This window comes from Terrabacter sp. NPDC000476 (genome assembly GCF_040300125.1).
Taxonomy (GTDB): domain Bacteria; phylum Actinomycetota; class Actinomycetes; order Actinomycetales; family Dermatophilaceae; genus Terrabacter.
Window position 1 is genome coordinate 2392718 of record NZ_JBEPDF010000001.1, and the last position, 26070, is coordinate 2418787.

At 73.8% G+C, this 26070-nt stretch carries 22 protein-coding genes and 1 pseudogene; 11 read left to right on the plus strand and 12 right to left on the minus strand.

Annotation, left to right across the window (positions count from 1 at the left end):
* Positions 1 to 6: 6 nt before the first annotated feature.
* Positions 7 to 558, plus strand: a complete 552-nt coding sequence (locus tag ABT295_RS11255) for a PH domain-containing protein (RefSeq protein WP_352394438.1) — start codon at positions 7 to 9, stop codon at positions 556 to 558.
* Entirely contained in the window at positions 555 to 2066 is a 1512-nt protein-coding gene (locus ABT295_RS11260) for a PH domain-containing protein (protein WP_352394439.1), read from the plus strand. Before ABT295_RS11255 ends, ABT295_RS11260 begins: the two co-directional genes overlap by 4 nt.
* Before the next feature lie 26 nt (positions 2067 to 2092).
* On the opposite strand, the gene ABT295_RS11265 is transcribed toward ABT295_RS11260, so the two are convergent.
* A complete protein-coding gene (locus ABT295_RS11265) occupies positions 2093 to 3397 on the minus strand; it encodes an ankyrin repeat domain-containing protein (protein WP_352394440.1) in 1305 nt (434 codons plus the stop codon).
* Positions 3394 to 4350, minus strand: coding sequence for an SMP-30/gluconolactonase/LRE family protein (locus ABT295_RS11270; RefSeq protein WP_352394441.1), 957 nt, complete (start codon positions 4348 to 4350; stop codon positions 3394 to 3396). The genes ABT295_RS11265 and ABT295_RS11270 overlap by 4 nt, the downstream gene beginning before the upstream one ends.
* Positions 4351 to 4489: 139 nt before the next feature.
* Between ABT295_RS11270 and ABT295_RS11275 the strand changes: the two genes are divergently transcribed.
* Together ABT295_RS11275 and ABT295_RS11280 are read left to right on the plus strand one after the other, a co-directional pair.
* The gene (locus tag ABT295_RS11275; protein ID WP_352394442.1) at positions 4490 to 5689 is read left to right on the plus strand and encodes a sensor histidine kinase; all 1200 of its coding nucleotides are present in this window, start codon (positions 4490 to 4492) and stop codon (positions 5687 to 5689) included.
* On the plus strand, positions 5682 to 6329 hold the full coding sequence (locus ABT295_RS11280; protein ID WP_352394443.1) for a response regulator: 648 nt from the start codon (positions 5682 to 5684) through the stop codon (positions 6327 to 6329). The genes ABT295_RS11275 and ABT295_RS11280 overlap by 8 nt, the downstream gene beginning before the upstream one ends.
* A gap of 304 nt (positions 6330 to 6633) precedes the next feature.
* Here the strand turns inward: ABT295_RS11280 and ABT295_RS11285 are convergent, their stop codons facing one another.
* Positions 6634 to 8454 carry a BCCT family transporter gene (locus ABT295_RS11285; protein ID WP_352394444.1) on the minus strand — a complete coding sequence of 607 codons (1821 nt, stop codon included), beginning with the start codon at positions 8452 to 8454 and terminating at the stop codon, positions 6634 to 6636.
* Positions 8455 to 8724: 270 nt separating this feature from the next.
* Positions 8725 to 10106: pseudogene (locus tag ABT295_RS11290) on the minus strand (cation:dicarboxylate symporter family transporter).
* 122 nt (positions 10107 to 10228) lie between these two features.
* Here ABT295_RS11290 and ABT295_RS11295 point away from each other — a divergent pair.
* Both ABT295_RS11295 and ABT295_RS11300 read left to right on the plus strand, forming a co-directional pair.
* On the plus strand, positions 10229 to 11899 hold the full coding sequence (locus ABT295_RS11295) for a sensor histidine kinase (protein ID WP_352394445.1): 1671 nt from the start codon (positions 10229 to 10231) through the stop codon (positions 11897 to 11899).
* Positions 11886 to 12581, plus strand: a complete 696-nt coding sequence (locus tag ABT295_RS11300) for a response regulator (protein WP_352394446.1) — start codon at positions 11886 to 11888, stop codon at positions 12579 to 12581. The genes ABT295_RS11295 and ABT295_RS11300 overlap by 14 nt, the downstream gene beginning before the upstream one ends.
* 4 nt (positions 12582 to 12585) lie before the next feature.
* On the opposite strand, the gene ABT295_RS11305 is transcribed toward ABT295_RS11300, so the two are convergent.
* Positions 12586 to 13182: a TIGR03086 family metal-binding protein gene (locus tag ABT295_RS11305; RefSeq protein ID WP_352394447.1), complete on the minus strand. Its 597-nt coding sequence runs from the start codon at positions 13180 to 13182 to the stop codon at positions 12586 to 12588.
* 51 nt (positions 13183 to 13233) lie between these two features.
* Here ABT295_RS11305 and ABT295_RS11310 point away from each other — a divergent pair, with 51 nt between their 5' ends.
* Together ABT295_RS11310 and ABT295_RS11315 are read left to right on the plus strand one after the other, a co-directional pair.
* Positions 13234 to 14100, plus strand: a complete 867-nt coding sequence (locus tag ABT295_RS11310) for a helix-turn-helix domain-containing protein (RefSeq protein ID WP_352394448.1) — start codon at positions 13234 to 13236, stop codon at positions 14098 to 14100.
* A 73-nt stretch (positions 14101 to 14173) separates the two neighbouring features.
* Positions 14174 to 15049, plus strand: coding sequence for an alpha/beta fold hydrolase (locus ABT295_RS11315; RefSeq protein ID WP_352394449.1), 876 nt, complete (start codon positions 14174 to 14176; stop codon positions 15047 to 15049).
* A gap of 24 nt (positions 15050 to 15073) precedes the next feature.
* On the opposite strand, the gene ABT295_RS11320 is transcribed toward ABT295_RS11315, so the two are convergent.
* Positions 15074 to 16249 carry a CaiB/BaiF CoA transferase family protein gene (locus ABT295_RS11320; RefSeq protein WP_352394450.1) on the minus strand — a complete coding sequence of 392 codons (1176 nt, stop codon included), beginning with the start codon at positions 16247 to 16249 and terminating at the stop codon, positions 15074 to 15076.
* A 5-nt stretch (positions 16250 to 16254) separates the two neighbouring features.
* Positions 16255 to 17586: an SLC13 family permease gene (locus ABT295_RS11325; protein WP_352394451.1), complete on the minus strand. Its 1332-nt coding sequence runs from the start codon at positions 17584 to 17586 to the stop codon at positions 16255 to 16257.
* 118 nt (positions 17587 to 17704) lie between these two features.
* Here ABT295_RS11325 and ABT295_RS11330 point away from each other — a divergent pair, with 118 nt between their 5' ends.
* The gene (locus tag ABT295_RS11330) at positions 17705 to 18403 is read left to right on the plus strand and encodes a FadR/GntR family transcriptional regulator (RefSeq protein ID WP_352394452.1); all 699 of its coding nucleotides are present in this window, start codon (positions 17705 to 17707) and stop codon (positions 18401 to 18403) included.
* On the plus strand, positions 18400 to 19173 hold the full coding sequence (locus tag ABT295_RS11335) for a sulfite exporter TauE/SafE family protein (RefSeq protein ID WP_352394453.1): 774 nt from the start codon (positions 18400 to 18402) through the stop codon (positions 19171 to 19173). The genes ABT295_RS11330 and ABT295_RS11335 overlap by 4 nt, the downstream gene beginning before the upstream one ends.
* A gap of 25 nt (positions 19174 to 19198) precedes the next feature.
* Here the strand turns inward: ABT295_RS11335 and ABT295_RS11340 are convergent, their stop codons facing one another.
* The 5 genes from ABT295_RS11340 to ABT295_RS11360 all read right to left on the minus strand — a co-directional run bounded on the left by ABT295_RS11340 (position 19199) and on the right by ABT295_RS11360 (position 24416).
* Positions 19199 to 19714 (minus strand): gamma carbonic anhydrase family protein, encoded by a 516-nt coding sequence (locus ABT295_RS11340; RefSeq protein WP_352394454.1) that lies wholly within the window; start codon positions 19712 to 19714, stop codon positions 19199 to 19201.
* A gap of 1 nt (position 19715) precedes the next feature.
* Positions 19716 to 21245 carry a peptide MFS transporter gene (locus tag ABT295_RS11345; protein WP_352394455.1) on the minus strand — a complete coding sequence of 510 codons (1530 nt, stop codon included), beginning with the start codon at positions 21243 to 21245 and terminating at the stop codon, positions 19716 to 19718.
* A 78-nt stretch (positions 21246 to 21323) separates the two neighbouring features.
* Positions 21324 to 23015, minus strand: coding sequence for a 5,6-dimethylbenzimidazole synthase (bluB, locus tag ABT295_RS11350; protein ID WP_352394456.1), 1692 nt, complete (start codon positions 23013 to 23015; stop codon positions 21324 to 21326).
* Positions 23016 to 23035: 20 nt separating this feature from the next.
* On the minus strand, positions 23036 to 23878 hold the full coding sequence (locus tag ABT295_RS11355; RefSeq protein WP_352394457.1) for an SDR family NAD(P)-dependent oxidoreductase: 843 nt from the start codon (positions 23876 to 23878) through the stop codon (positions 23036 to 23038).
* 25 nt (positions 23879 to 23903) lie between these two features.
* Positions 23904 to 24416 carry a MarR family winged helix-turn-helix transcriptional regulator gene (locus tag ABT295_RS11360; protein WP_352394458.1) on the minus strand — a complete coding sequence of 171 codons (513 nt, stop codon included), beginning with the start codon at positions 24414 to 24416 and terminating at the stop codon, positions 23904 to 23906.
* Between the two features lie 134 nt (positions 24417 to 24550).
* On the opposite strand from ABT295_RS11360, the gene ABT295_RS11365 reads away from it, so the two are divergent.
* The gene (locus tag ABT295_RS11365; RefSeq protein WP_352394459.1) at positions 24551 to 25816 is read left to right on the plus strand and encodes an MFS transporter; all 1266 of its coding nucleotides are present in this window, start codon (positions 24551 to 24553) and stop codon (positions 25814 to 25816) included.
* The last annotated feature ends 254 nt before the right edge of the window (positions 25817 to 26070 follow it).

A 26070-nucleotide genomic window follows, 5' to 3' on the forward strand; every position in this document is an offset into this window, starting at 1 on the left:
GGTCGGGTGGAACCCACCGCTCCCTCGCCCGCCCGCCCCGATCCCGCGGTGCACGAACCCGCGCTGCCCGAGCCCGTCCTGCGCGAGCCCGCGCACCGGGTGTCCGACCGGGCCGTGCTCATGTGGACGGTCGACGCGGCCGCCCTGCTCGTGCTCCTGCTCGTCGGGCAGGTCGTCTGGTGGTTCGTCGACGACGCGCCGTCCCGCGCGCCGCACTGGGTCGTCGGCGCGGTGTGGCTCGTCGTCGGCGGCACGTACACCGCCGTCATGCCGCGGTGGCGCTACCGCGTGCACCGGTGGGAGGCGACGCCGCGGGCCGTCTACACGCAGAGCGGCTGGCTCTGGCAGGAGCGTCGCATCGCGCCCCTCAGCCGGGTGCAGACCGTCGACCTCGACCGCGGCCCGGTGGCGCAGCTGCTCGGCCTCGCGGCCGTGACGATCACGACCGCCTCCGCGGCCGGTCCCGTCTCGATCCACGCCCTCGACCTCCCGGTGGCCCGCGAGCTCGTCGACGCCCTGACGGCGGCCGCCGTCGAGCGCACGGACGACGCGACGTGACCGACGGCTGGCGGCGCCTCGACGCCCGGATGCTGCTCGTCCACCCCCTCGAGACCCTCGTCCGCTTCCTACCGGCCCTGCTGGCCGTCGTCTTCTTCCGCTCGGGGAGCGACGACCACGACCGGTGGGAGCTCTACGCCGTGCCGGTGCTCGTCGCCTACGGGGTGCTGCGGTGGGTGACGACGCGCTACCGCGTCGCCGACGGGCAGATCGAGCTGCGGCGCGGGCTCTTCACCCGGCAGACGACGACGGCGCGACTCGACCGGGTGCGCACCGTCGACCTGACGGCCCAGCTGCACCACCGGGTGCTCGGCCTCGCCAAGGTCGAGATCGCCACGGCCGGCGGCAAGGCCGACACGCTCGTGCTCGACTCGCTCAGCACCGGCGCCGGCCGCCGGCTGCGGGCCGAGCTGCTCCACCGGGCGGGCGGCGACGAGGGCACGGTGGCCCTGACGGCCGACGACCCGGGCACGACCCCCGCCGTTCCGACCGGGCAGCCCTCCGGGCAGCCGTCCGGGCAGCCGTCCGGGCACCCGTCCGGTGACGAGCTGCTCGTCCGGCTCGACCCGCGGTGGGTGCGCTACGCACCCCTCACGGTGACGGGCATCGCGAGCGCCGCGGCCATCGTCGGCTTCGTGTCGCAGGGCTTCTCGCGGTTCGTGCAGGAGCGGTCGGTCGTGCGCGAGGGGGCCACCTGGGTCGCGTCGCTCGCCTGGTGGGTCGACGTCGTGCTGCTGCTCGGCGTGGTCTCGCTCCTCGCGGTCGGCGCCTACGTCCTCACCTTCTGGGGCTTCCGGCTCGTCCGCAACGAGCGGGGCTCGCTCCACACCCGGCGCGGCCTGCTCACCAACCGGGAGACGAGCATCGACGTCGGCCGGGTGCGCGGCCTCCAGCTCGACGAGCCGCTCGGCCTGCGGCTCGCGGGCGCCGCCCGGCTGCGCGTCGTCACCTCCGGGCTGCTGCGCGAGCGCGGCGGCTCCGACTGGCTGTGCCCGCCCGCCCCCGACGAGGTCGTGACGCCCCTCGCCCTGCGCATCCGCGACGACGTGGCCGCCGTCACCGGTCCGCTGACACCGCACGGCCCGGCCGCCCGCCGGCGCCGCCTCACCCGGGCCGTCGTGCCTGCCACGGTCGCCGCGGCGGCGCTCGTCGTCGCCCGGGTCGCCTGGGACTGGCACGGCTCGCTGCTCGTCGCCGTGCCCCTGCTGCTCGTCGGGGGCGTCGCGCTCGGCCTCGACCGGCACCGCGCCCTGGGGCACGCCGTCACCGAACGACACCTCGTGACGCGACAGGGCTCCCTCGACCGCCGCCGGGTGGTGCTCGACCGCGACGGCATCATCGGCTGGACGGTCGAGCAGACCTTCTTCCAGCGACGGGCCGGCCTCGCGACGCTCGTCGCCACGACGGCGGCCGGCCGGCAGCACTACGACCTCGTCGACGTGCCGGTCGCCACGGCCTACGCCGTGCTGGCCCGGGTCGACCCCGACCTGCACGCCGAGTTCGCCTGACGAGGGGCGCCTCCCGTCGCGCCGGCTCAGTCCGCCTCGAGGATCCGGGCGATCGCGGCATACCACTTCTGCCGGGCGTGCTCGAGCGCGGTGACCCCGTCCTTGTCGGCGATCGCACGGTCGGCGCCCGCGTCGAGCAGGATGCGGACGATCTGCTGGTGGCGCTCACCGCCGTCGCCGAGCAGGACCGCCTCGAGCAGTGCCGTCCAGCCGAGGTCGTTGACGTGGTCGACGTCGATCCCGGTCGTGACGACCCGGCGCACGTAGTCGACGTGGCCGCGCTCGCTCGCGGGGATGACCGACACGCCGCCGTAGCGGTTGCGGATCGTCAGGTCGGGCCCGGCGGGCAGCAGCACCTCGAGCATCGCGACGCTGCCGGTGACGCCCGTGACGAGCCACGGCGTGTCGTGCCGGTCGTCGAGCGCGTCGGGGTCGGCACCCATGGCGACGAGCACCCGGGCCGTCTCGACGTGGTCGCCGGTCGAGGCCAGCAGCAGCGCCGTCCGCCGGTGGCCGTCGCGCGCCTCGAGGTCGGCGCCGGCCCGCAGGGCGAGGGCCACGCCGTCCGCGTCACCGCGCGCGGCGGCCGCGAGCAGCGCAGCGTCGAGGTCTGCGACCGGCTTGTCGCTGGTGGCTCTCACGAGAACTCCTGTCAGTCGGTCGAACCCGCGCTCGCGGGCCATCTCGAGCGGGGTCAGCTGCTCGTCGCGCGAGCGTCTCACGAGCTCGGCCCCGCCCGCGACGAGCACCCGCACCGTGTCGACGTAGCGTTGCGTGTCGCGGCCCAACCACACCGCCTCGTGCACGGCCTGGTAGCCGATCCGGTTGACGTGGTCGCGGTCGATGCCGGCCCGCAGCAGCTCGCCGACGACGGCCGCGTGGCCGCGCTCGGCCGCGCGGATGAGGGCGGTGCCGTTCCAGCTGTCCTTGTCGTCGACGCGGGCGCCGTGCGCGAGGGCGAGTCGGAGCAGCCCGAGGCGGCCCTCGCTCGCCGCGATGAGGTATGCCGACTGCTGGGTGTCGTCCTTGGCGTCGACGTCCGCGCCCCGCTCGACGAGGGCGCGCGCCGCGGCCAGGTCGTCACGCCAGGCGGCGTCGCGCAGCGCGGCGTCGAGGCGCGCGCGTTGCGCCGTTCCGACCGACGACGGCGGAGCGGTGCGTGGCGGCGTGGTCTGCGAGGTGACGCGGGGTGTCGCCCGACTCCCGGTCGCCGGACCGACGGCGCTGCCGGCCGGTGTCGGGCCGCCGGGCGTCGGACCGCCGGCCGTGCAGGCAGCCGCCAGGGTCAGGACGGCGACGACGAGACCGGCGACGGGCAGTCGGGCGCTCATCGCGCGAGCGGCTCGGTGACGACCTCGTACGGCCCGGACGCCACCGGCTCGTCGAACTTGCTGTCGACGTAGAGCGTGCGGCCGCGCAGCACCTTGGCGGTGGTGAGCACGCGCGTGGGATCGGTGGCCTGCTGCGTCACGAGGTGCGCGCGCCGGCCGTCCGACGAGAGCCGCAGCGTGGCGAGCATCCGGGCGAAGTTGCGCACGACGGTGAGCCGCGAGCCGTGGCGCACGAGCCCGTCCGCGTCGGTGAGCACGGCGTCGCCGGTCGCGACCCGGCTCACGGCGCGGCTGCGCAGGTCGAAGCGCCAGAGCGCCCCGACGTTGCCCTGCGCGACGACGAGGGCGGACCGGTCGGCGGAGACGACGATGCCCCCGAGGTTGAAGCCGGCCTGCTGCTCGACGGTGCCGGTCGCGTCGGCCCAGAGCGTCGCGCTCCACGTGCCGCCGTGCCGTGCGACCCGGAAGACCTGCGGCGCGTTCGAGTTCGTGAAGTAGGCGGCGCCGTCCGGTCCGATGGCGACGTCGTTGAGGAAGACGTCGTCGCCCGGCGCCCGCAGCGCCGCGAGCAGCTCGCCACGCGGCGAGTAGACCCAGAGGTCGGGCCGGCCGGTGCCGATGCCGTTGGGCCCTCCGGCGACGTAGACGCGCCCGGCGGCATCCGTCGTGATGCCGCGCGCCGTGAAGCGGCCGTCGGTGCCGTCGCCGGCGAGCCACTCCTCGGTGCGGGCCGAGCGCGCCGAGCCCCGGTGGATCTCCCCGCCCGTCACCTCGCTGACGTAGAAGAGCCCGCGGCGCTCGTCGGCGCCGATGCCCTCGAACTTCGACCCGCCCGGGTCGCCCTGCAGCTGGTAGGTCGTCGGACGCCCGTGCGCGGTGGCCGAAGGGCTCGCCACGACGGGCAGGGTGGCCGCCGCGGTGAGGGCGGCGAGGACGGCGAGGGTGCGCTTCATGGTGGTCTCCGATGCTCGGTGGTGGCCGTTCCCCTCCACCTTCGCGCGCACGCACCCCCTCGCGCGTCGGGCGAGCGGCCACCCCCGGATAGCCGATCGGATGATGCCGGCCGGCCGCGTCGTGCCTAGGCTGCCGGTCATGGAGGAGGGCATCCTCGCGCCGGTGGCGCGTCTCGACCGGTGGCTCGACGCCGTCCTCGTCGTGCTGCTCGCGACCTGCTCCGCGCGCTACCTGCTGCGCCACGACCTCGACGCGACCGCCGTCCTCGTGCTCGCCGGCGCGGTCGTGCTGGGAGCCGTGCACCTGACGCGCCGCCGGGTCACGGGCCACGAGGCGTGGCCGCAGGTGTGGATCGCCGTCGTCGTCGCGCTCTGGGTGACCCTGACGCTCGTCGCCCCCTCGTTCGCGTGGACGGCCGTGCCGGTGGCCTTCGCGGTGCTCCAGGTGCTCCCGTTCCCGTATGCCGTGACGACCGTCGTGCTCATGACCGCGGTCGTCAGCGTGGCGTGGAGCCGCATCACGGCGGACCTCGACCCGACCGTCGTCGTCGGGCCGGTCGGCATCGCCCTCGTGACCGTGCTCTCCTACCGCGCCCTCGAGCGGGAGGCGCGCACGCGTCAGGCCCTCCTCGACGAGCTGACCGAGGCCCAGGCGGACCTCGTTGCCGCGCAACGCCGCTCAGGCGCCCTCGCCGAGAGGACGCGCCTCTCCCGCGAGATCCACGACTCGGTGGGGCAGGGCCTGTCGAGCATCACCCTCCTCCTCGCAGCGGCCGAGCAGGACTGGGACCGCAGGCCGCTCGTCGCCCGTCAGCACGTCACCGCTGCCGCGTCCGCTGCGCGCGACGGGCTCGACGAGGTGCGGCGGGTCGTGCGCGACCTCGCCCCGGCCGACCTCGACGGCGACGACACCGGCGAGGCCCTGCCCGCCGCGCTGCGGCGGCTCTCGGCCACGGGTGCGCACGGGCTCGACGTCGAGGTCCGCGTGCACGGCGACCCGGTGCCCGTGCCGGCCCGCACGGCCGGCGCGCTCGTGCGCTCGGCCCGGGGCGCGCTCGCGAACGTCGTCGAGCACGCCGACGCCTCGCGCGCCGTCGTCAGCCTCACCTACCTGCCCGACGAGGTGCGGCTCGACGTCCGCGACGACGGCGCCGGCTTCGCGACGGCAGCCACCACGGTGGCCGACGACGACCGCGGTCACGGCCTCGACGGCATCCGGCGACGGGCGGTCGAGCACGGCGGCAGCGCTGCGGTCGAGAGCGCCCCGGGCGAGGGCACGACCGTCTCGGTGCGCGTGCCCCTCACGGACGGTTCCCCTCCCGGCGGCCGACGTGGCTGAGCGGGGCGGGCCCGTGCGCGTCGTCCTCGTCGACGACCACCCCGTCGTCCGAGCCGGCCTGCGGGCCCTCGTCGACGGCCAGGACGGCATCGAGGTCGTCGGCGAGGCGAGCGACCTCGGGGGCGCCGAGCACGTCGTCACCGCGCAGCATCCCGACGTCGTGCTCATGGACCTCAACCTCGGCGACGGGCCGGGCGGTGTCGAGGTGACGGCCCGGCTGCGCGCCCTGCCCGACGCCCCGAACGTCCTCGTCCTCACGACCTACGACACCGAGGCCGACGTCCTGCGGGCCCTCGACGCGGGCGCCGTGGGGTACCTGCTCAAGGACGCACCGGCCGACCAGCTCTTCGCCGGCATCCGGGCGACCGCCCGCGGCGAGACCGTGCTGGCCCCGTCGGTCGCGGCGCGGCTCGTGCGGCGGGCGGCCTCCCCCGGCCCGGTCGTCACCGAGCGCGAGGTCGAGGTGCTCGAGCTGCTCGCCACGGGGCTCGGCAACCGCGAGCTCGCCCGCGAGCTGCTCGTGTCGGAGGCGACCGTGAAGTCACACCTCGCGCACATCTACACCAAGCTCGGCGTCGACACCCGGGCCGGCGCGGTGGCTGCAGCCATCGAACGCCGCATCATCCGCCCCGGCGGCTGACCCCCGCCGCCACCACCCCCCCCCCGCGCCAACCCAGCCAAGGCGCAGCTCGCGCGCCCGACACCAGCCCCACCACCACGCCAACCCAGCCAAGGCGCACCTCGCGCGCCCGACACCGCCCCCACCACCGCGCCAACCCAGCCAAGGCGCAGCTCGCGCGCGCGACACCAGCCCCACCACCGCGCCAACCCAGCCCTGGCGCGGCTCGCGCGCGCGCGGGACGGCGGGACCCTCAGACAGGTCGAGCGCCGCACCACCCAACCAGGCGGATGACGCGGCGCTCGACGACGGCTGCCCGAACGGGTCAGAGACGCATCGACGCCCCGACCTTGTCGGTCTGCTCGTCGACGTCGGCGGCGAGCCCGTGCCCGTCCATGACGTCGTCGGTGTCGACCGGCTCCCCGGCGGGCTCGGTCTGGACCATCTCGCCGACGCCCTCGCCGGGCGCGGTCTCCTCGAAGGTCAGGGCGAAGTCGTCGCCGTGCTCGCTGACGCCCGCGACGACGGCGTGCTCGACGGCCGCGACGGCATACTGCCGCCGGACGACCTGCGGATCGCGCGAGAGGTCCTTCACGAGCGCGACCGCCAACCCGACCATGATGACGAGGAAGGGCAGCGCGGCCACGATGGTGACGTTCTGCAGACCCGCCAAGGCGTCCTCACCACCGATGAGGAGCATGACCGCGGCCACCGCACCGGTCGCGGCGCCCCAGAAGACGACCGTCTTGCGCGACGGCTCGAGGGTGCCCTTCTCCGAGAGCGTGCCCATGACGATCGAGGCCGCGTCGGCGCCCGAGACGAAGAAGATCGCGACGAGCAGCATGACGACGACGGCCGTGACCGTCGACCACGGCAGGTTGCCGAGCATCGCGAAGAGCGAGCCCTCGGGCGAGGCCTGGCTCGCGATGTCCTGGCCGTTCTGCTGCTGGTCGATGCCGGCGCCGCCGAAGATGGCGAACCAGATCAGGGAGACGACCGACGGCACGAGCAGCACGCCGGAGACGAACTGGCGGATCGTGCGACCGCGCGAGATGCGCGCGATGAACATGCCGACGAAGGGGGTCCAGCTGACCCACCAGGCCCAGTAGAAGATCGTCCAGCCGGCGAGCCAGTCCTTCATGCCGTCGCCACCCGCGGCGTCGGTGCGGGCCGACATCATCGCGAGGTCCTGGAAGTAGGAGCCGATCGTCGTCGGGAGCAGGTTGAGGATGAAGACGGTCGGGCCGACGACGAAGACGAAGACGGCCAGGGCGAGCGCGAGCACCATGTTGATGTTCGAGAGCCACTGGATGCCCTTGGCGACGCCCGAGACGGCCGACAGGATGAAGCAGATCGTCAGCACGACGATGATGGCGATGAGCACGCCGTTGCCGACCGGGCCGATGCCGGCGACGATCTCGAGGCCGGAGCCGATCTGCAGGGCACCGAGGCCGAGCGAGGTGGCGGACCCGAAGAGCGTCGCGAAGATCGCGAAGATGTCGATGACGCGGCCGGCCGGGCCGCCCGCCCGCTTCTCGCCGAAGAGGGGCGCGAAGGCGGAGCTGATGAGCAGCGAGCGCCCCTTGCGGAACACGCCGTAGGCGACGGCGAGGCCGACGACGGCGTAGATGGCCCACGGGTGCAGCGACCAGTGGAACATCGTCGTCGCCATGGCGGTCTGCACGGCCTCGGGGTTGCCGGCCGCGCCGGTGCCGGGCGGCGGCTTCACGAGGTGCGTCAGCGGCTCGGTCACGCCGTAGAACATCAGGCCGATGCCCATGCCGGCGGAGAACATCATGGCCACCCACGACGACGTGCGGAACTCGGGAGCCTCGCCGTCACCGCCGAGCGGGATGTTGCCGTACTTGCTGGCCGCGAGCCAGATGACGAACACGACGAAGCCGGAGGCGACGAGCGAGAAGAGCCAGCCCGTGTTGTGCACGACGAAGTCGAGGCCGTTGCTGGCGCTCGTGCTGAGGCTGTCGGTGCCGAGCGCTCCCCAGAGAACGAAGGCGATGGCGACGCCGGCGGCGACGCCGAAGACGACCTTGTCGACACGCGACGGCGGGGCGTCGTCGTGGTTGACGGGTGGCGGCTCGAGCGCAGGGTGCAGCGCCTCGTCGGGACTCTTGGTCAGTTCACTCATACGTCATGGACGGCACCCGACGAAGGCGCCGTCTGTCTCCTCACCGTTACGTGTCACAGATGTCTGGTCGAACACTCAACTGTGTCGGGGTCAGCCGTCGAACGCAAAGTGAGCAGCACCGTCCCTCAGGGAACATCACCACGCACCTCGTGAATCACGCTGTCCGCGAATGGTTCCCGAGCGGCGAGGTGAAGATCGTGACATGCCCCACGTCGACGACGAAGGACCGCGAACCCCACGGTTCGCGGCCCCTCGGTCGGGCGGGAGAGGTCAGCGCGGGGCGCCGACCAGCTCGGTGTCGTGGCCGGGGGCGTCGGCCGGCACCTCGTCGCGGTCGTCGACCATGCTCGCCTCGTCGAAGCGGTCCTGGCCGGAGAGGACCCGGCCGGCCTTGTCGCGGTCGATCTCGCCGACCCACGTGCCGATGATGACCGTGGCGATCGCGTTGCCGGCGAAGTTCGTCAGCGCGCGGGCCTCGCTCATGAGGCGGTCGATGCCGACGATGAAGCCGACGCCCGGCACGAGGTCGGGCCGGTGCGACTGGAGGCCGCCAGCGAGCGTCGCGAGGCCGGCCCCGCTGACGCCCGCGGCGCCCTTGCTCGCGATGATCATGAAGACGAGCAGGCCGATCTGCTGGCCGATGCTGAAGGGCTTGTCCATGGCCTCGGCGATGAAGAGGCTCGCCATCGTCAGGTAGATCGCGGTGCCGTCGAGGTTGAAGGAGTAGCCCGTCGGCACGGTGATGCCGACGACCGGGCGGGAGATGCCGAGGTGCTCCATCTTGGCGATGAGGCGCGGCAGGGCCGACTCGGACGACGACGTCGAGAGGATGAGGAGGAACTCGCGCCCGAGGTAGCGCAGGAGCGAGAAGACGTTCATGCCGGTCGTGACCTTGAGGATCGAGCCGAGGAACGCGAAGACGAAGATCGCGCAGGTGATGTAGAAGGCGACCATGAGCTTGAGCAGGCTCGTCAGCGAACCGATGCCGGTCGCCCCGACGAGGGCAGCCATGGCGCCGAAGGCGCCGACCGGGGCGGCCCACATGATCATCGCCATGAGGCGGAAGACGAGGCGCTCGAGGTGCTTGATGCCGGCGAGGATCGGCTCGCCGCTCTTGCCCATCTTCTGCAGGGCGAAACCGACGAGGAGCGCGATGAGCAGGGCCTGGAGCACCGAGCCCGACGTCAGGGCGGAGACGAGGGTCTCGGGGATCAGCCCGAGCAGGAAGTCGACCGCGCCCTCGGAGTCCTTGGCGACGTGCCGGACGCGGCGATGGCGTCGGTGAGGTTGAGGCTCTCACCCGGCTTGATGATGTTGCCGACCACGAGGCCGATGCCGAGGGCGACCGTCGACATCGTGATGAAGTAGCCGAGGGCGAGACCGCCGACCTTGCCGACCTGTGCCGCCTTCCGCACCGAGCCGATGCCGAGGACGATGGTGCAGAAGATGATCGGCGTGATCATCATCTTGATGAGGTTGACGAAGCCGGTCCCGAGCGGCTTGAGGCTCTTGCCCACCTCGGGGAAGGCCCAGCCGACGAGGATGCCGGCGAGCATCGCCACGATGACGGCGATGTAGAGAAAGTGCGTGCGGTCGCGCTTGGGGGCCGGGCCCGGCTGGGCGTCGACGGCGCTGTCGGCGGTGGAACTCACGGTGACCTCCGTTGGCTGGGTCCCCCGCTGGGCACGGGACCGGTGAATGTTCCGAGGCTGCCCCTCCCAGGAACTAGGGTCACGGTTGTGTTCATTGAGTTCTCGCGACCGGGCGACGGTCGTTGAGACCGCCCCGGTGGCGTCGCCTCGCGGTCCGGGTGCTCGGCGCGCCCGGGCGCTGGAGCGTCGCCACGCAGACCTTCGCCCTCCAGGTGCTCATCGCGGTGCTCGTCGTCGTGGCCGGGCTGGCCGGCGCCTACGGCCAGGCCCAGCGCGCGGGTGACCAGCAGGCCATCGCGCGGGCGCGCGCCGTCGCCGTGACGGTCGCGGCGACGCCCGAGGTGGTGCGCGCGGTGCAGGGCTCGGACCCGACCTCCGCCCTCCAGCCGTATGCCGAGCGCGTGCGCGTCGCGTCGGGCACCGACTTCGTCGTCGTCATGAGCCGCGACGCGATCCGCTGGACCCACCCGGACCCGGCGCAGATCGGCAAGCGCTTCATCGGCCACACCGAGCAGGCCCTGGCGGGCGGCGAGGTCGAGGAGGACTACACCGGCACCCTGGGGCCCTCCTCACGCGTCGTCGAGCCCGTGACCGACGACGGGCGCGTCGTCGCGCTCGTCTCCGTCGGCATCCGCAAGGCGGCCGTCGGCGAGCGCGTGCGCGCGCAGCTGCCGGGCCTGCTGCTCGCGGGACTCGTGGCGGCGGTGCTCTCGGGGCTCGGCACGGGGCTCGTCGCGCGGCGGATCCGCCGGCAGACGCACGGCCTCGGCGAGGAGCAGCTGCGCGAGATGTACGAGTACTACGACGCGGTGCTCCACGCGGTGACCGAGGGCCTGCTCATCACCGACCTCGACGGCCGGCTGCGACTCGCCAACGACGAGGCGACGCGGCTGCTCGCCCTGCCGCCGGACGCCGTGGGCCGGCCGGTGGCCGAGCTCGGGCTCACCCCGGCGCTGGCCGCCGCGCTCATCGACGACGCGTCCCACGAGGACGAGCTGCACGTGACGGCGGCGCGGGTGCTCGTGCTCAACCGCGGGCCGGCCCGCTGGCAGGGTCGGCTGCTCGGGCACGTCGCGACCCTGCGCGACCGCACCGACCTCGAGGCCCTGACGGGCGAGCTCGACTCCGCGCGGGGTCTCACCGAGGCGCTGCGGTCGCAGGCGCACGAGTCGGCCAACCGGTTGCACACCATCGTCAGCCTCATCGAGCTCGGGCACACCGACCGAGCCCTCGACTTCGCCACCGACGAGCTGCACGTCTCCCAGGTGCTCACCGACCGCGTCGTCGAGGCCGTCGACGAGCCGGCCCTGACGGCCCTGCTGCTCGGCAAGGCCGCCGAGGCCCACGAGCGCGGCATCACCTTCGAGATCGAGCCCGGCGCCCGCTGGCCGCGCGACGTGGCGCCGACCCGCGACGTCGTGACCGTCGTCGGCAACCTCATCGACAACGCCATGGACGCCGTCGCCGACGAGGGTGGGACCGGTGCGGGCCGCACCGAGCGGCACGTCCGCTTCGCCTCGCGGGTCGACGGACGCGACGCCGTCCTCGTCGTCGCCGACGACGGCCCGGGCCTGCCGCCGGGCGCGGTCGAGGACGCCTTCCGGCGCGGCTGGTCGACGAAGGAGCAGGGCAGCGCGGGCCGCCGCGGCATCGGGCTCGCTCTCGTCGCCCAGACGGTCGACCGGCTCGGCGGCACGCTCGAGGTCTCGGGCCCGCCGGGTGCGACGTTCACGGTGCGCCTGCCCGACCGCTCGCCGCACGGGCACGAGGAGGGGACCCATGACCGACCCTGAGACGGCCACGCTCCGGGTGCTCGTCGTCGAGGACGAGCCGATCGCGGCCGAGGCCCACACGGCCTACGTCGGCAGGGTCGACGGCTTCGTCGTCGCGGCCACGGTCGGCACGTCGCAGGCCGCCCTCAAGGCGCTGCAGGACAAGCAGATCGACGTCGTGCTGCTCGACATGAACCTCCCGGACCGCCACGGGCTCGACGTCGTGCGGGCCATGCGGGCGGCCGGCCACCGCGCCGACGTCATCGCCGTCACGTCGGCGCGCGACCTCGACGTCGTGCGGGCCGCCGTGTCGCTCGGGATCGTGCAGTACCTCCTCAAGCCCTTCGTCTTCGCGACCCTGCGCGACCGGCTGCTCGCCTACCGCTCCTACCGCGACCAGCTCGTGGCGGGCGACGAGGTGAGCACCCAGGCGCAGGTCGACGAGGTCTTCGCCGGCGCGCGCGTGGCGGGCGAGGCACGGCTGCCCAAGGGGATGGGCGAGGAGCTGCTCGCCGGGGTCTCCCGGCTGCTGCGCGAGAGCGAGGACGGGCGCTCGGCGAGCGAGCTCGCCGACGCGCTCGGCGTGAGCCGGGTGACGGCGCGACGCTACGCCGAGCACCTCTGCGAGACACGGGTCGCCGTGCGCCGCAACCGGTATGCCGGCGCCGGCCGTCCCGAGGTCGAGTACCTCTGGGCGCGGTGACCGCTCAGGCGGCAGGCGCGCGCCGCCCGAGCCGGGCGAGCACCCGAGCCTGGCGGTCGGCCCCCTCGGGAGCGGCCAGCGCGGGCTTGCAGACGCCGTCGTCGTAGAGGTGCTCGCCGAAGCCGTCGGCCGACCGCTCGAGCAGGTCGAGCTCGTCGTCGGTGAGCCGCTCGTCGAGACCGGCGGCCGTCGCGATGTCCCAGCGGTGCACGACGAGGTCGAAGCCGTGGAACGCGACGATCGTGCGGCCCACCGTGGTGGGGCCGAAGACGCTGTCGTACTCGTGCCCCGCGACGCTCGGGTCGGCGAGGAGCTCGCGCACGCGGCGGTCGTGGGCGTGCCACGCATCCCGGACGTCGACCGCCGTGCGCTCCGGGTCGTCGATGTCGAGGGGCCGGTCGGTCGCGGCGTCGAAGCCGTGCTCGGCGAGGAACTGCCGCTGGCTCGTCGCGACGTGGGCGAGCACGTCGCGGGCGGTCCAGCCCTCGCACGGGCTCGGCCGCTCCCACCCGTCGGCGGGCAGCCGGTCGACGACGGCGGTGAAGGGGTCGGCGAGGTGGGCGTGGGCACGGGCGGCATCGGTGGTGGTGGGTGAGGTCATGGCCACACGCTAGGGACCCACGCGTCGGTGGGTCTTGATACTTTCCGACAGGTGACGACGTCACCGGGATCGGCACGTGCGACGGGCTCTGCGGGCGCCCGCACACGCGACGACATCGAGCGTGCCCACCTCGTCGACCCCACCGACCGCACGTGGTCGATCGACCGGGCCTCCGTGTCGCCCGACCTGGGCGAGCTGGCCCGGCGCTTCTGGATCCCCGTCTGGGACGTGCCGGAGGGGCGTGACTCGGTGCAGCGTGTGCTGCAGTACCCCGTCTGCCTCCTCGTCGTCTCCGACGGCTACGCCCGCTTCCACGGCGTCGTCTCCGGCCTCTCGCACACGATGCTGACGGGCCGGGGCTGGGCCGTCGGGCTGATGTTCCAGCCGGCGGCCGGGCACCTGCTCACCGGTGAGCCCGTGCGCCGCATGACCGACCGCTGGGTGGACCTGTCGACCCTGCGCACCCTCGACGGCACCGACCTGACCCGACGGGTGCGAGCCGCCATGGGCCCCGACCCGCGCGACCCGGACGCCCAGGCCGTGGCGCGTGCGCACGTCGAGGACGCGCTCCGGCCCCTCCTGCCCGTCGACGAGGAGGGCCGGCTCGTCAACGCGGTCGTCGAGGAGGTGGAGACCTCACCCGAGCTGCTCCGCGTCGACGAGCTGTGCGCCCGCTTCGACATGGTCGAGCGCACCCTGCAGCGCCTGCTGCACAAACGGATCGGGCTCGGGCCCAAGTGGCTCATCCGCCGCCGTCGTCTGCAGGAGGCCGCCGACCGGCTGCGTGACGCCGAGGCCGGCCTCGCCGCCATCGCCGCCGAGCTCGGCTATGCCGACCAGGCCCACTTCACCCGGGACTTCCGCAAGGCCACCGGGCTCACGCCGGGCGAGTTCGCCGCCCGGTTCCGCGGAGCCTGAGGAAAACCGCGCGGCACCGTGGGCGACGTGTTCTACCGTTGGGGAGGAGGACCGGTCGACCCGAGGAGGTGTCGTGACCAGGTTGGCGCCCCAGACGACGATGCTGCACGGGCAGGCGCTCTCGTACGTCGACAGCGGGCACGGCGACACCGTGCTCTTCGTGCACGGCCTGCTCGGCTCGCACTCCAACTGGGCCCACCTCATCGACCGCCTCGACGACCGCCACCGGGTGGTCGTGCCCGACCTCTTCGGGCACGGCGCGTCGGCCAAGCCCGAGGGCGACTACTCGCTCGCCGCCCACGCCGCGACCCTGCGCGACCTGCTCGACCGGCTCGGCATCGACCGGGTCACCCTCGTCGGCCACTCGCTCGGCGGCGGCATCTCGCTCGAGTTCTGCTACCTCTTCCCGTCGCGCGTCGAGCGGCTCGTCCTCGTCGGCAGCGGCGGCCTCGGCCGCGAGGTCAACCCCGCGCTGCGCGCCGCCACCCTGCCCGGGGCCGAGCTCGTGCTGCCCGTGCTCGCCTCGGAGTGGGTGCGCGGCGGGGTCGAGACGGTGGGCCGCAGCCTCTCCCGGCTCGGCTGGCGCGCGAGCAACGACATGCGCGCGGCCTGGGAGGGGTTCGCCTCGCTCAGCGACGCCGACGGCCGCCGGGCCTTCCTCGCGACGACCCGGGCGGTGGTCGATCCCGGCGGGCAGCGGGTCAGCGCGGGCGACTACCTGCCCGACCTCGCCGACCTGCCGGTGCTCGTCGTCTGGGGCACGCGCGACATGGTCATCCCGGCCACGCACGCCGCCCGCGCGCAGGCCGCCCTCGCCGGCGCCCGCGTCGAGCTCTTCGAGGGTGCCGGCCACTTCCCGCACCTCGACCAGCCCGAGCGCTTCGCCGACCTGCTCACCGACTTCATCGCGACGACCGGGACCGCGGGCGACGCGACGGCCGCCAGCTGACGGCCCCTTCGTCGAGTCCTGCGGTCAGCCCTGTGCGAGCCAGGTTCGGATGGCCGCGCCGTCCTCGTCGAGGGTGGGCGGCGCGGCGTGGTCGCGCCGGGTCACCTCGGTGCCGTCACCGTCGAAGCAGCGCAGCGGCGGGCCCGGCAGGGTGAGCGGCCCGAGCGTCGGGTGCTCGACCTGCACGAGCAGCCCCTGGCTCGCGGTCTGGTCCCACGCGTAGACCTCGTCGAGCGTGCGCACCTTGCCCGCCGGCACGCCCACCTCGGCGAGCCGGGCCAGGAGCGGCTCGGCGTCCCAGTCGGCGAAGGCCGCCTCGACGACCTCGATGACCCGCTCGCGGGCGGCGACGCGCTCGGCGTTCGTCGCGAGGCCCTCGGCGGCCGGGTCGAGCCCGAACGCGGCGCACAGCCGCTGCCAGAGGCTCTCGCTGCCGACGGCGATCTGCACCGACCCGTCGCGGCAGTGGAAGAGGCCGTAGGGGCTGATCGAGGGGTGGTGGTTGCCGGCCGAGCGGCCGACCTCGCCCGCCACCGTCCACCGGGTGCCCTGGAACGCGTGCACGCCGACGACGGACGCGAGCAGCGACGTGCGCACGACCCGGCCGATACCGGTGCGCGAGCGCTCGTGCAGGGCCGAGACGACGCCGTACGCGCCGTACATGCCGGAGAGGAGGTCGGCGATCGGGACGCCGACGCGCTGCGGGTCGTCGGGCCCCGAGCCGGTGAGCGACATGAGCCCCGCCTCGCCCTGGGCGATCTGGTCGTAGCCGGCGCGGCCGCCCTCGGGTCCGTCGTGGCCGAAGCCGGTGATCGAGAGCACGACGAGGCGCGGGTTGCGCTCCATCAGCGACTCGATGCCGAGACCGAGGCGCTCGAGCACGCCGGTGCGGAAGTTCTCGACGAGCACGTCGGCCCGGTCGACGAGCGCGAGCAGCACGTCCTTGTCGGCGGCGTCCTTGAGGTCGAGGGTGATCGACTCCTTGTTGCGGTTGGCCGAGAGGAAGTAGGTCGACTCGCGCCGCCCCTCGTCACCGACGAAGGGCGGTCCCCAGCCGCGCGTGTCGTCGCCGCGGCCGGGCGCCTCGACCTTGATGACGCGGGCGCCCTGGTCGGCGAGCATCATCGTCGCGTGGGGCCCCGCGAGGGCGCGGGAGAGGTCGACGACGAGCACGCCGTCGAGGGGTCCAGAAGAGGTCATGTCGTTCACCATCCGGGGAGGATCAGGGCGGCCCACACGAGCAACGGGCCGGCGAGGACCACGATGACGCTGTAGGTGAGGATCTGCTTGTAGTACACCGGCTCGCTGATGCTGTCGGGCCGGTTGGCCAGCATGAGAGCGCCGTTGGTCGAGAACGGGCTGACGTCGACGATCGTCGAGCTGATCGCGAGCGCCGCCACGAAGGTCGCCGCCCCGATGCCGCCGTTGCTGATGAGCGGGACGGCGATCGGGATGATGACGGGCAGCAGGGCGGTCGAGCTGGCGAAGGCCGACACGACACCACCGACGTAGCAGAGCACGAGCGCGCCGATGACGACGGCACCGAGGCCGGCCGCCCAGTTGCCCACGAACTCCGGCGCCTTCGCCTCGGTCAGCACGGCGGCATACGTGCTCACGCCCGCGACGAGCAGGACGGTGGGCCACGCGACCTGCTTGACGGCGTCCTTGTGCTGCGTCGGCGACAGCAGGGCGAGCACGACGGCCGCCGTGATCGACACGAAGCCGATGTTCTTGTCGAAGGCGAGCGCGACGACCGCGACGAGGGTGAAGGCGACGAGCGTCAGCACCTGGTCGCGCTTGACGCCGAGGGCCTGCGTGCGGGCCAGCGTCATCGTGCCGGTGCCCCGGGCGGCAACGCCGACGCCGCCGCGGTGGAGGTCGTCGGTGAGCGACTCGCCGTCGAGCGGCCCGTCGACGTCGTCGGCGCGCAGGTTCATGAGGCGCCGGCCGCCGAGCACGACGAAGAGGATGCCGGCCATGACGAGGTTGACCGCGAGGCTCGCGATGAAGACCGTCATCTCGCTCGACGGCAGGCCGTTGTCCTTCATCACCGAGTTGGTGATCGTGCCGTAGATGCTGATCGGCGAGAAGCCGCCGCCCTGCGCGCCGTGCACGACGAACATGCCCATGAGCAGGGGGTTGATCTTGTAGCGACCCGCGAAGCCGAGGGCGATCGGGCCGATGATGGCGCAGGCGGCCGGGCTCGCCGCACCGATCGCGGTGAGCAGCGCGGTGACGAAGAACATCACCCACGGGATGAGCGCCACGCGCCCGCCGACCGCCCGCACGGCCGACCTGACGATGAGGTCGACGGTGCCGTTGTTCTTCGCGATGGCGAAGAGGTAGGTGACGCCGATGAGGGTGAGGACGAGGTCGCCGCTGACGCCGGCGAGGATCTCCTTCTCGCTGAGGCCGAGGGAGTAGACCCCGACGAGCCAGGCCGCCACGTAGGCGAGCGCCCCCATGTTGATCGGCAGGAGCGTGCCGATCACGAAGAGGGCGACGAGCGCGATGATCGAGACCCATTCCGGTCCCATGCGTGTCCTCCGTCGGTCGCGGCCAGCTGCCTGGTCCGCGCCAGTGGTGACGAGGCTCGTGGCCGGCTCAGTGGACCAGCCAATAGGCCATTGGGCCGGAAGTCAATAGGATGACCCCATGCCCGCCCCGGAGCTGCCGCGGCTCGCGCGCACCCGGCTCTACGAGCAGGTCGCCGAGCAGATCACGGCGTGGATCGCCGCGAACGGCCTGACGGCCGGCGACCGGCTGCCCCCCGAGCGCGAGCTCGCGCAGCGCCTCGGCGTCAGCCGGGCCACCCTGAGCCAGGCCCTCGTGGCCCTCGAGGTCATCGGCGTCGTGACCGTGCGGCACGGCGACGGCACGGTGCTCGCCGACGCCCGCGCGCCGCGGCGCATCGTCGAGGCCATCCGCGCCCACGCCCACCGGCTGCCGGAGGTCATCGACACCCGTGACGCGCTCGAGACGAAGATCGCCGCCCTCGCGGCCACGCGCCGCACCGACGACGACCTCGCCCGCATCGACGAGGCGCTCGCCGAGATGGCCCGTGACGTCGCGGCCGGGGGCCGGGGGCTCGAGGGTGACGAGCGGTTCCACGGCGCGGTCACGGCCGCCGCCCACTCGCTCCTGCTCGCCCGCCTCATGGACGAGATCCGCGACCTCGTGCGCGAGACTCGCATCGAGTCGCTCTCGCAGCCCGGCCGTCCGGGCGACTCGCTCGCGCACCACCGGGCGATCGCCGACGCGATCCGGGCGGGCGACGCGCAGGCCGCTGCCGACGCCATGCACGCCCACGTCGTCCTCGTCAGCGACGTGGCCGTGCTGCGGGACGGTCCGTGACGACGGTCGACGGGCCGGGCGAGGCGCTCGCCGTGCTCGGCGCGGGACTCGGCGCCGGGGTGCTCACCTCGACGGTCGGGGTCGCCTCGCTGCTCAGCTTCCCGGTCCTGCTCGCCGTCGGGCTGCCGCCCGTGGTGGCGAACGCGTCGAACACCGTCGGCCTCGTGGCGGCGGGGGTGAGCGGGTCGTTCGGCTACCGCGCGGAGCTGCGCGAGCACCCGAGGATCACGTGGACGGTCGTCGTGACCTGCGCGGTCGGCGCCGTCGGGGGCGCGGCGCTGCTGCTCGCGCTCCCGTCGAGCGTCTTCGAGGCCGTCGTGCCGTGGCTCATCCTCCTCACCTGCCTGCTCGTCGGCGTCCAGCCGTGGATCGGGCGATGGCTGCGCGCCCGCGCGGGCGAGGACGCGGGCGCTCGCACGCGGATGGGACCGGTCACGACCGCGTTCGCCCTGCTCACGGGCGTCTACGGCGGCTACTTCGGCGCCGGGTCGGGCGTCATGATGGTCGCCGTGCTCGGGCTGGGCCTCGACATCGACCTGCGCGTCGTCAACGGTCTCAAGACCCTCGCCATCTTCGCCGGCAACGTCGTGGCCGGCCTCGTCTTCGTCGTCGTCGCCGACCTCGACTGGCGGGCCATCGGCCTGCTCGCGGCCGGCTCGGTCGTCGGCGGCTACGTCGGGGCGCGCGTCGGACGCCGCCTGCCGCCCACGCTCTTCCGGGTGCTCGTCGTCGTCGCCGGGGTGGTCGCGGCGGTGCTGCTCCTGCGCTGAGCGGGCCCGCCCCCGGCGCTGCCGCTCAGCCGCCCGTGGCCTCGCGGTGCCGGCGGGCGAGCTCGAGGTAGACCTCGGCGTTGGCGCGGATGCGCGCCAGGCCCGGCTCGTCGATCGAGCGGCGGATCACGCCGGGGACGCCGGCGACGAGGGACCGCGGCGGCACGACCATGCCCTCGGGGACGACGGCGCCCGCCGCGACGAGGCTGCCGGCGCCGATGACCGCGCCGTTGAGCACGACGGAGCCCATCCCGACGAGGCAGTCGTCCTCGACGGTGCACCCGTGCAGCACCGCGCGGTGGCCGACCGAGACGCCCGAGCCGATCGTCGTCGGGTGGCCCGCGTCGGTGTGCACGACGACGCCGTCCTGCAGGTTGCTGCCCTCGCCGAGCACGATAGGGTCGAAGTCGGCGCGCAGGACGGCGGTGTACCAGACGCTCGAGCCGGCCCGCAGGTCGACGGCGCCAGCGAGGACGGCGCTCGGCGCCACCCAGGCGGTCTCGTGGACCACCGGGGTGACGCCGGCGAGGGTGACGATCACGTCAGTGCGCCGTCACGGACTCGCGCACGTGCACCTCGGCGGTCGCCATCTTGCGGCGGATCCACGGCACGAGGGCGAGGAGCACGCCCGCCACGACGAGCGTGATGAGGCCGTTGACGAGGTAGTACGTCGCGTCGCTCAGGCCACCCATGGCCTGGATGAGCTGTGCGGCGATGGCCTGGCCGGCCGAGCTGGCGAGGAACCACAGGGCCATGGCCTGGCTCGCGAAGGCCCGCGGCGCGAGCCGGGTCGTCGCCGACAGGCCGACGGGCGAGAGGCACAGCTCGGCGACGGTCTGGAGCACGAAGACGCCACCGAGGACGTAGACGGGCGCCGTGTTGCCCGAGAAGGTCGCGAAGGCCCACGACATGGCGAGGGCCGAGACCCCGATGAGCGCGACGCCGAGCACGAACTTCATCGGCGTCGAGGGGAAGCGACCGGCGCGGCGGACCCAGATCAGGCCGAAGACCGGCGCGAGCAGCACGATGGCGAGCGGGTTGATCGACTGGAACCACTCGGGGTTGATCGAGACGCCGGCGGTCTCCTTGACGGTGTTGTTCGCGGCGAAGAGGGCCATCTTGCCGGCGGCCTGCTCGAAGATCATCCAGAAGAGCATCGCGCCGATCCAGAGCGGCAGGTAGGCCGCGAGGTGCGACTTCTCCTCGCGCTCGACCTTGGGGCTGCGGAACATCATGGTGAAGTAGGCGATCGGCGTCAGCACGGCGACGATGGAGATGGCGTCGATGACCTGGTCGAGCACCGTGTCGCGCCACAGTCCGGCGAGCACGACGACGAGCGCGAAGGCGACGACGGCACCGACGGCGAGGGCGCCGACCCGGCTGCGCTCCTCGGGGGCCAGCGGGTTGGGCACGTCGTCGACGGCGGGGCCGAGGGCCTTGCGGCCGAGCACGAACCAGGCGATGGCGACGGCCATGCCGACCGCGGCCGCCGAGAAGCCGGCGTGGTAGCCGTAGTGCTCGCGCAGCCACCCGACGACGAGCGGCGAGAAGAAGGAGCCGATGTTGATCGACATGTAGAAGATCGAGAAGCCGCCGTCGCGACGGGCGTCGCCCGGCTTGTAGAGCGTGCCGACCATGGCCGACACGTTCGGCTTGAGCAGCCCGGTGCCGAGGGCGACGAGGGCGATGCCGAGCCAGGCGGTCGCCGTGGCGGGCACGGCGAGGCACACGTGGCCGGCCATGATGACGACGGCGCCGTAGAGGGTCGACCGGCGCGCGCCGAAGACCCGGTCGGCCGTGAAGCCGCCGATGATCGAGAGCAGGTAGACGGAGGCGCCGTAGATGGCGACGACCGCCGCGCCCGTCGTCTCGTCGATCCCGAGGCCACCGTTGGCCGCCGTGTCGACGAGGAAGTAGAGCAGGATGGCGCGCATCCCGTAGTAGGAGAAGCGCTCCCACAGCTCGACGAAGAAGAGCGTCGAGAGGCCCTTCGGGTGCCCGAGGAAGGCGCGGTCGCCGGCGCCGCCGCCGGTCGGGGATGCCGGCGTGCTGCCGTCGGTCTGTGTCGACATGCGTTTTCTCCCAGCCCTTCGTGGGGGCAGTTCGATGGTTGGACAACCACCCCAAACTAGGCGGCAGCCCCCTCCGACTCAAACTGCGGAGGTCCGAGCCACCTCCCGTCGCAGCCGCAGCGCGTCCTTGACGAGGCCCGTCGCGAGCGCCGCACCGACGCCCTCGCCGGCCCGGATGCGCAGGTCGAGCAGGGCCTCGAGACCGAGCTCGCGCAGCACCTCGGCGTGGGCCCGCTCGCGCGAGCGCTGGCCCCCGACGAGGTGCGCGGCGCAGCCCGGCTCGACCCGCACGGCCGCGAGCGCCGCGACCGAGGTCGCGAGCCCGTCGAGCACGACGACCCCGCCGCCCTCGGCCACCCCGAGCACGACGCCGGCAAGCACGGCGAGCTCTCCCCCGCCGAGCCGTCGCAGCACCGCGTGGGCGTCGCGCCGCTCCGCAGCGGTGAGGCGGGCCAGGGCCTGCTCGACCACGTCGCGCTTGCGCTCCATCATCGCCGCGTCGGCGGACGAGCCGCGCCCGACGACGGCGTCCGCAGAGGCGCCGAGGAGGGCGGCGGCGACCGTCGCCGCGACCGTCGTGTTGCCCACGCCGACCTCCCCGAGGGCGACGGGCCCGTCACCGGCCAGTGCGCGACCGAGCTCGCGCCCCTGAGCCAGCAGGGCGGCATACGTCGTCTCGTCGAGCGCGTCGGTGGCCACGAGATCGCCTCTGCGACAACCGATCCCGGCATCCACGAGCTTGACGTCGAGCCCCGCTGCACGCGCAGCGACGGCGCCCATCGAGGTGCCCTCGCGCGTGGCCCGTGCGACGTCGGCAGTGACCGACGTGGCGAAGGCGCTGACGCCGTGCGCCGTCACCGCGTGGTCGGCGGCCGCGACGACGAGGGTGCCGGGCCCGTCGACCGCGGTCAGGGCGGTGACGCGGTCGAGCACGGTGTCGAGCACACCGAGCGAGCCGGGCACGGTGAGCAGGGCGTCGGACCGGTCGCGGGCGCCGACGAGCGCGTCGGGGCCGGGCGCGCGCAGGTGGGACGGCGGCGCGTCGCGCTCGGTCCAGCGCTCGCGCATGACGACCTGCTCGAGCGGCAGCCGCCGGCTCCACCCGGCGCGCTCGAGCCCCGGCTCCGGGGGCCGCTCGTCGGGCCAGCCGAGGCAGAGCCAGCCGAGCGTCTCGACGCCGTCGGGCAGGCCGAGCAGGTCGGCGAGCTCGGCCGGCTCGAAGAGGGTGACCCAGCCGAGGCCGAGGCCGTGCGCGCGGGCCGTGAGCCAGATGTTCTCGATCGCGGCCGCGCACGACCACAGGTCGGCGTCGGGGAAGGTCGCCCGGCCGAGCACGCCGGCCGCCGGGGTGCGCCGGTCGCACGCGACGACGATGCCGAGCGGCGCCTCGCGGATGCCCTCGAGCCGGAGGTCGAGCAGGCCCCGCGCCGACTCCTCGGCCATGCCGGCGGCCTGGCGCAGGCGGCAGCGGTCGGCCATCAGCGCCGCCGCGTCGCGCGTGGCCGCCTCGGTGACGACGACGAAGCGCCACGGCTGGCTGTGCCCGACCGACGGGCCGCGGTGCCCTGCGGTGAGGACGGCGGTCAGCACGTCGTCGGGCACCGGGTCGGGACGGAAGCGGCGGATGTCGCGGCGTGCACCGACGACGCGCTCCAGCGAGGCGAGGTCGTCGGGCAGGGCCCAGGCGTCCGGGGCGAGGGCCCGCTCCGCCGCCGACGACGGGTCGCCGATCGTCGGCCGGGGGCGTGCGTAGGTGAGACGGTCGGTCATCGGGTCGGCCATCGGGTCGGTCAGGCGATCCAGCCGCGGGTCGCGCCGAGCACCTGGCTGCCGTCGGTGTCGGCGAGCGACATGCCGACGAAGGCCGTCGCGCCCTCGGAGGTCTGCCACCGGAAGCGGTAGTCGGTGGCGGTCGCCGCGTCGGCGATGGCAGCACCCGCGTCGCGGGCCGACTGGGCGTCGGCGAAGGCACCGGCGGACCGGGCGAGGTAGGCGTCGAGCTGCGCGGCATACGGGTCTGCGTCGGTGACGCCCGCGGGGCGTGCGACGTTGCCGACGAAGTCGCTCGCGACGGCGGCGGGCTCGATGACCGACACGTGCACGCCGTGGGCGAGCATGACGACGGCGAGCGACTGCATGAAGCCCTCGACGGCGAACTTCGCCCCGCAGTAGGCGTCGGCGAAGGGCTGGCCGACGGCGCCGCCCACGCTCGTCACGGTGAGCACGGTGCCGGAGCCGGCCTCGCGCATGCCGGGCAGCACGAGCTTGGTCAGGGCGACGGGGCCGAGGTAGTTGACCTCGAGCTGGTCGCGCACCTCGTCGAGGCTGAGCTGCTCGGCCGTCGCCACCGCACCCCGGCCCGCGTTGTTGACGAGGACGTCGATGCGGCCGTGGTCGGCGAGGACGCCCTCGACGCAGGCCCGCGCGGCGTCGTGGTCGGTGACGTCGAGGGCGCGGACGTCGAGCTCGACCCCCGCCTCGGCCGCGGCGTCGGTGAGGGCGGTGGCCCGGGACGGGTCGCGCATCGTCGCGACGACGAGGTGCCCGCGGCGGGCCAGCTCGACGGCGGCGTGCAGGCCCATGCCCGAGGAGGTTCCGGTGACGAGGGCGACCGGCTGCGCGTGCGGGCTCATGCCCTGACGCTACGCCCCGCGCGGGTCAGGCGTCGATCTCGTCGAGCCCGGCGATGACGATCTCGAGGAGGCGGGCCAGCTCGTGGCGCTCGTCGCCGGAGAGGTCGCGCAGCGTGTCGCTCTCGACGACGTTCGACTCGCGCACGGCCGCGCGGAAGAGGGCCCAGCCGTCGTCGGTGAGCGAGACGAGCGTGCGGGTGCGGTTCGACTCGTCGGGCCGTCGCTCGAGCAGGCCTCGGCCGGCCATCTTGTCGAGGCGGTGGGTCATCGACGACGGTGCGACGTTGGCGAGGTCGGCGAGCTGGCTCGGGGTGAGGCAGGTCTCCCCGGCGCGGGCGAGGCCGGCGAGCACCGCCCACTCCCCCTGGGTGAGGTCGAGGTCGGCGAACTGCCGCGAGTACCACTGGTCGAGCTTCTTCGTCACGGAGAACACGGCCGTGATGACGCGCTGCACCGACTCCTCACCGCCGGCGGCGACGTAGGTCGCGACGTCGGCCGCGTGCTCCTGCTGGGCGGTCTGCCGTCGCTTCGCTGCCATGGGACCGCATTGTTCCATCCCGCCGCCACCTGCTAACGTTTCGAAGTCGAAGTTTGAACTCGAAATATTTGATGACGAAGATCCGTTGTAGACCGGGTCCGTCCTGAAACCCCCCGGAAAGGGTGTGAACCACCGTGCGCACCAAGCTGCTCATCCTCGCGTCGTCCATCGGCATGCTCGGATGGGGCACGGTCCTGCCGTACCAGTACGCGTATGCGGCGAACACCCGCGGTTGGGGCGCCCTCGCGGCCGCCCTCGCCAGCACCCTCTTCTCGGTCGGCGCGCTCGTGGCCGCGCCCTTCGCCGGCCGCCTCAGCGACCGCTTCGACCCGGTCGTCGTGGCCGTCGTCGCCAAGCTGCTCGCGGCCGTCGGCGTCGGTGGGCTCGTGTGGGCGCAGTCGGCCCCGGCCTTCCTCGTCGGCATGTTCGTCTTCGGCTTCGGCCTGACCGCCGCGGGCCCGGCGGCCTCCGTCCTCGTGCTGCGCTGGGCCGGCAGCGACGACCGCCGGAAGGTCTTCGCCTACAAGTTCACCGCCGAGGCCATCGGCATGGCCGTCGGCGCCTTCGTCGCGGGCCAGTTCGTCGACCTCTCGCGCGTCGACGGCATGACCTTCGCCTTCGTCACGGCCGGGGCCGGCTTCGCGATCTCCGCGCTGCTCATCCACGTCGCCGGCATCGGCGCGCCCGCCGAGGCCGCGCCCGACCTCGCCGCCGGCGAGGCCGAGACGCGGGTCAGCACGATGGAGGCGCTGCGCCGGATCTTCGCCGTGCCCGCCCTGCGCTGGACGGCCGTCGTCGCGGTCGCCCTCGCGCTCGGCTTCTACGCGCAGTTCGAGTCCGGCCTGCCGGCCTACGCCCTGACCGTCCTCGACGTCGACGAGTCGGCCATCGGCCTGGCCGCCGCCGTCAACTGCGTCGTCATCGTGGCGCTCCAGGTCGTCGTCGTGCGGCTCACTGCCAAGCGCAACGCGGCGAGCCTGCTCATGGTCGTCGGCGCCGTCTGGACGCTCTCGTGGATCGTGCTCTCCCTCGCCCAGCTGACGCCCGGCGTGGCCTCGGCCCTGTTCGTGACGACCTTCGGCATCTTCGCCGTCGGCGAGACGATGTATGCGCCGGTGCTCAACCCGCTGACCGCCAGCCTCGCGCCGCGCGGCCTCGTCGGCACGACGCTCGGCACCTTCACCGCCATCCAGACGACGTTCTCAGCGCTCGGGCCGCTCGTCGCGGGCGCCCTGCTCGGCCTCGGCCTCGCCAACGGCTTCCTCGGCCTGCACCTGCTGATCAGCCTCGCCGCGATCTACGGCGCCTGGCGCCTGCGGGCCGCCCTGCGCGCCCGCTCCGCCGAGGAGCGCCGGAGCACGCAGCCGGTCCAGCCGGCGCTCGAGCCCGCCACCGCCTGAGCTCGCCCACCCGAGCCGCGGGTCGAGGTGAGACGCCGCGCTGGAGGGCGCAGTTTCACCTCGACCCCCGCGGCACCTCCGCGAATCGAGGTGAGACGCCGCGCTGGAGGGCGCAGTTTCACCTCGACCCCCGCGGCACCTCCACGGGTCGAGGTGACACGCCGCGCTGGAGGGCGCAGTTTCACCTCGACCCCCGCGGCACCTCCGCGAATCGAGGTGAGACGCCGCGCTGGAGGGCGCAGTTTCACCTCGAC

Coding starts and splice junctions, on each gene's coding strand:
- ABT295_RS11275 (WP_352394442.1), top strand. CDS start 4,490: ATGGAGGAGGGCATCCTCGCGCCGGTGGCGCGTCTCGACCGGTGGCTC.
- ABT295_RS11300 (WP_352394446.1), top strand. CDS start 11,886: ATGACCGACCCTGAGACGGCCACGCTCCGGGTGCTCGTCGTCGAGGAC.
- ABT295_RS11320 (WP_352394450.1), bottom strand. CDS start 16,249: ATGACCTCTTCTGGACCCCTCGACGGCGTGCTCGTCGTCGACCTCTCC.
- bluB (WP_352394456.1), bottom strand. CDS start 23,015: ATGACCGACCGTCTCACCTACGCACGCCCCCGGCCGACGATCGGCGAC.
- ABT295_RS11305 (WP_352394447.1), bottom strand. CDS start 13,182: ATGACCTCACCCACCACCACCGATGCCGCCCGTGCCCACGCCCACCTC.
- ABT295_RS11330 (WP_352394452.1), top strand. CDS start 17,705: ATGCCCGCCCCGGAGCTGCCGCGGCTCGCGCGCACCCGGCTCTACGAG.
- ABT295_RS11270 (WP_352394441.1), bottom strand. CDS start 4,350: ATGAAGCGCACCCTCGCCGTCCTCGCCGCCCTCACCGCGGCGGCCACC.
- ABT295_RS11360 (WP_352394458.1), bottom strand. CDS start 24,416: ATGGCAGCGAAGCGACGGCAGACCGCCCAGCAGGAGCACGCGGCCGAC.
- ABT295_RS11325 (WP_352394451.1), bottom strand. CDS start 17,586: ATGGGACCGGAATGGGTCTCGATCATCGCGCTCGTCGCCCTCTTCGTG.
- ABT295_RS11265 (WP_352394440.1), bottom strand. CDS start 3,397: ATGAGCGCCCGACTGCCCGTCGCCGGTCTCGTCGTCGCCGTCCTGACC.
- ABT295_RS11345 (WP_352394455.1), bottom strand. CDS start 21,245: ATGTCGACACAGACCGACGGCAGCACGCCGGCATCCCCGACCGGCGGC.
- ABT295_RS11355 (WP_352394457.1), bottom strand. CDS start 23,878: ATGAGCCCGCACGCGCAGCCGGTCGCCCTCGTCACCGGAACCTCCTCG.
- ABT295_RS11285 (WP_352394444.1), bottom strand. CDS start 8,454: ATGAGTGAACTGACCAAGAGTCCCGACGAGGCGCTGCACCCTGCGCTC.